6 protein-coding genes are annotated in these 3,847 nt (G+C 61.5%); 2 read left to right on the top strand and 4 right to left on the bottom strand.

Features of this window, described 5'->3' with window-relative positions:
* On the top strand, positions 1–523 hold a 523-nt coding region (locus ACE04I_RS22680), incomplete at its 5' end, for an SDR family oxidoreductase (RefSeq protein ID WP_487207621.1).
* 142 nt (positions 524–665) lie between these two features.
* Here ACE04I_RS22680 and ACE04I_RS22685 read toward each other — a convergent pair.
* A complete protein-coding gene (locus tag ACE04I_RS22685; RefSeq protein ID WP_487207622.1) occupies positions 666–1,523 on the bottom strand; it encodes an NmrA family NAD(P)-binding protein in 858 nt (285 codons plus the stop codon).
* Positions 1,524–1,614: 91 nt separating this feature from the next.
* Between ACE04I_RS22685 and ACE04I_RS22690 the strand changes: the two genes are divergently transcribed.
* Positions 1,615–1,965: a winged helix-turn-helix transcriptional regulator gene (locus tag ACE04I_RS22690; protein WP_487207623.1), complete on the top strand. Its 351-nt coding sequence runs from the start codon at positions 1,615–1,617 to the stop codon at positions 1,963–1,965.
* 31 nt (positions 1,966–1,996) lie between these two features.
* Here ACE04I_RS22690 and ACE04I_RS22695 read toward each other — a convergent pair whose 3' ends face one another.
* The 3 genes from ACE04I_RS22695 to ACE04I_RS22705 form a co-directional block, all read right to left on the bottom strand.
* A complete protein-coding gene (locus ACE04I_RS22695) occupies positions 1,997–2,878 on the bottom strand; it encodes an MBL fold metallo-hydrolase (RefSeq protein WP_487207624.1) in 882 nt (293 codons plus the stop codon).
* Positions 2,879–2,899: 21 nt separating this feature from the next.
* Complete coding sequence (locus tag ACE04I_RS22700) at positions 2,900–3,442, bottom strand: cysteine hydrolase family protein (RefSeq protein WP_487207625.1); 543 nt, start codon at positions 3,440–3,442, stop codon at positions 2,900–2,902.
* An 11-nt stretch (positions 3,443–3,453) separates the two neighbouring features.
* On the bottom strand, positions 3,454–3,847 hold a 394-nt coding region (locus tag ACE04I_RS22705; RefSeq protein ID WP_487207626.1), incomplete at its 5' end, for a hypothetical protein.

Genomic DNA, 3,847 nt, shown 5'->3' on the forward strand with positions numbered 1-3,847 from the left:
CCTGTTCGATGAGAACGACCGCGCCTTCGGCGGCGTCGACGTGGTGGTGAGCAACGCCGGCATCATGCGGCTGGCGCCGTTCCGCGACATGACGGATGAGCACTTCGACAGGATGTTCGCGGTCAATGCCAAAGGCAGCTTCAACGTGCTGCGCGAAGCGTCGCGGCGCGTGCGCGACGGCGGGCGCATCATCACGCTTTCTTCGAGCATCGTCCAGCTTCGGTCTCCCACCTATGGCCCCTATGCGGCGACCAAGGCAGTCCAGGATATGTACGCGAGTGTCCTTGCAAAGGAACTGGGCACACGGAAAGTCGCCGTCAATGCGGTCGCACCGGGGCTGGTCAATACCACCCTTTTCACCGACGGAAAGACCGAACAGCAAATTCAGGGCTTCGTCGATCGCACGCCGATGGGACGTCTCGGCGAGCCTTCCGATATCGCCGATACGATCGCTGTGCTCTGCAGCGGCGACGGGGCCTGGATCAGCGGGCAGACGGTCTTCTCGAACGGCGCCGTCGTCTGACCTTGCCTTTTCGGATCAAGTGAAGCGCATGCCAATGAAGGCCGCCGGAAATGCGCTTCTCATCACCGGCGGCGGTTGCGGGATCGGGCGCGAGCTTGCGCTCGCTTCCGTGCACCGAGAAACGCCGTGGCCTTCACCAGGATCAGGCCAGCACCTCCGCCAGCCATTGCTGCACGCTACGCGGCTTGAGGCCGAGCAGGTTCTGCGCGCTGGTATCCTCGGAAATCACGTTGTCCGTGGCTTGTGAAAGCGCCTGATAGAGGCCGACGACGCCAGCAGCGGCCGGACCAAGCATCGGCTCGATCAGCTTGCCGAACGCGTCCGGCGTCAGCGCCTCGAAGGCAATAGTGCGGCCGGATTGCGCCGAGAAGCCTGCGGCAAGATCCGCGCCCACCAGGCCGGGCCGATGGCCAATGCCGACCACGCCGGTCGCAGCATGATCAGTCAACAGCCGTTCAGCCACCTCGGCGACATCGAGGTGCGAACTCCATGAAACGGGGAAGTCGGCGCGAACCGGATAGCGCAGTATGCCTTCGGCTTGCGCGGGTTCAAAGACCATCGGCAGCAGCAGGTTTTCGAGATAGAGACGCGGCGCGGCGATGGCATGGGAGACGCCGCTTTCCGCCACGCCCCGCGCCAGGATCGCAACGGCGCTGTCATCGGGCGCCTGCAGCACCGTTCTGGGCTGGTCTATGATGGTGCCGCTGGTCGAGAGCACGACACGCTTGGGTTTCGCGGCCTTGATCGCTTCGACGATGTTCCTGGCCTGCCGGACGCGGGCGGACTCGGACGTTTGCGGCAGGTGGATGAAGACCCCGTCGGCATTGCGATAGGCGGCAACGAGCGAATCCACGGAATCATTGTCGACCGCAACCGCGGGCTTGCCCGCGACCTTGGCGGGATCGCGAACGGCAGCGAGCGCCTTCTTGCCCGAAGCGAGAAGGCGCGCATAGAGCGGGCCTCCCTGGGCGCCGGTTGCGCCATGAATGATATAAGACATCAGGTTTTCCTTCTTTGGTGTAGCAATCAGATGCTCTTTGGTGCATTGTCTGCACCGGTTACGTCAAATGCACTAATGGAAGAAAATCAGCATGGACCGGAAAAAACTGCCTCTATGCGGCGTGGAGCGCTTCCTGCTTCTTCTCGATGGCCCATGGGCGACGCTGATCGTGCGGGAACTGCTGCATGGCCCTCGGCGGTTTACTGAGCTCCGGCAGGTATTGGGCGGGATCAGCGCGCATACCTTGACCCACCGTCTGCGCCGCTTCGAAGAGCATGGGCTGGTGACGCGTACAGCCTTCGCCGAGACCCCGCCACGGGTCGTCTATGAACTGACCCCGTTGGGACTGTCGTTGAAGGATGTCCTTTATGCCATGAATGACTGGGGCGACGCAGTTCCAGATGAGGTGCTGAGCGTCCGGGCATCCGGCGAAACGGCTTAGGCGGCCCGGCAGGTGCTCGGGCCGATCACGCTTAAAACATAACGGTTTCGCCATCTCCCGGCGTGAGAAGCTTCCCGGCAAAGCCTTGAGCCTGCGCGAAATCACGCAAGTTCGCCCGGGTCACCGTGCAATGGTTCACCGCCTCCATATGCGAGGCGAAGAGAACGGTATCGGGCGCCGCCCGATGGACGGACAGCACGTCGGCCGTACCCATGATGATTCCACTATCGATCCCGACGACCCGTGCATCGCCTGCATTGAGGATGGCGACGTCGGGCTTATGCTTGGCGAGAACGCTTGCGACATCATCATTCCAGATCGTATCGCCGGCGAGATAAACGACCTTCTCGTTCGGCTGTTTGAACACCACGCCGCAGACCTCGCCAAGAAGCTGGCCAATCTTCTCGTAAGCAGCATCGGTGCCATGGCGGCCCCTGGTCTTGATGAGCTGCACGCCATCGAACTCCGAACTGTCGGAGAGGACGCGGACGTCGGTAAAGCCTTGCGAGCGGATGGTCTCGGCGTCGGCCTCGTTCTGGGCGAACAGCGGCAGACCTTTCGGTACAAGGTTGCGTGCCGCCTCGTCCCAATGATCCTCATGCAGATGAGTGACGATCACCGCATCCACATCAACGATCTCCTCGATCGGCAATGGCAGGTGAACCATCGGGTTGCGCTCCTCACTGTTCACCGTGCCCTCGAAACCGGGCCAGGCATGACGTTCGGACAGCATCGGATCGACGAGGAACCGCACCCCGCCATAGGTCACATGAAGTGTCGCATTGCGGATCTGAGTGATTTTGACCTTGCCGTTCGCCGCGCTGGGTGTGTCCTGGGTCTGAGCGTGGGCTGCAAGCGCGGTGGCGGCAATTGCCGCACCGGACAAGGCGAAGAGGTCTCTGCGGGTCGTCATGATCTTCAGCTCCTCTTTCGTTCAGCGAGCGATGAATTCTTCGGTTCCGATTACCTCGCCATAGAACATGGCGAGTGCTGCCATGATGGTGGCATGGACTTGTGCGGCGGGAACGGTCGTGTCGCCGAACGTAAGATCCATCGTTGCGCAAGCGTCATGAATCGTGATGGTACGATAACCAAGGTCATTGGCAGCGCGCACGCCGGCGTCGACGCACATGTGGCTCATGGCCCCGACGATCACGACTTCCTCGATGCCATGCCGGTCGAGCAGGTCCTTCAAGCCGGTCTCGCGGAACGAATTGGGGAAGTTCTTGGTGATGACCGGTTCATCGCCCTCCGGCAGAACCGCCTCGTTGATCCGGCTTCCGTCGCTGCCGGGAACGAAGATCGGGGTGCCAGGCGCTTCATGCTGGATGTTGACGACAAGATCGCCCTTCGCGCGCGCATGGGCCATGACGCGCGCGGCATTTGCCGCAGCCGCATCGATTCCCTGAAGTGGCAGTTTTCCCGACGGCCAGTATTCGTTCTGCAGATCGATGACGAGAATGGCGCGCTTCGACATAAGTCATTCCTTCATTTCAGTTGAATTTCGTTGCGCCAGATATCGATCCGGACGATGGTGGTCACCATTGGCGAAATCGACAGAATCAGGGGCAATAGCGACAAATGACAACCGCGCGGATCGGAATCCTGCTCTATCCCGGCGTGCAGATGTCGGCCGTTCTGGGGCTGACCGATCTGTTCAGGGTTGCCAGCCGCATCGCTCAGGAAAAAAATTCCGAAGGACCTCGGTTGCGTGTGCGTCATCTGCAAGCGGATGGTGATGCGGCAACCGCGGTGGTTTTCGACAGTGATCCGCGGGGTAATGCCAGCGAAATAGACCGTTGCGATGTGCTGATCCTGCCGCCGTCCCTGGAGGAGCCGATCACCAGTGAGGCCGCAGCACCCGTGGCGCGCTGGCTCCGTG

This window comes from Rhizobium moroccans (assembly GCF_057559155.1).